Genomic DNA, 255 nt, shown 5'->3' with positions numbered 1-255 from the left:
ATCATGGCCGAGATCTCCGCCGCCTCTGACGAGCAGAGCCAGGGCATCGAGCAGGTCTCCACCGCCGTCGCACAAATGGACGAGGTCACCCAGCAAAACGCCGCCCTGGTCGAAGAGTCCGCCGCCGCCGCAGGCTCCCTCGAGGACCAGGCTCACGGCCTCGCAGAAGCCGTCGCCGTGTTCCGCATGGACGAATCAAAGACCGCTTACATCGCCCCGGCACGCGCCCCAGCCGCCAAGCCCAATGCCCCAGCC

General features: G+C 67.8%; 1 pseudogene. It reads left to right on the top strand.

What is annotated here, in order from left to right:
• A pseudogene (locus tag G8346_RS02875) lies at nucleotides 1–255 on the top strand (chemotaxis protein); the annotation flags it as partial.

The organism is Thioalkalivibrio sp. XN279, assembly GCF_011089885.1.
Lineage (GTDB): Bacteria > Pseudomonadota > Gammaproteobacteria > Steroidobacterales > XN24 > XN24.
This window is presented reverse-complemented; position numbering and strand designations above follow the sequence as displayed.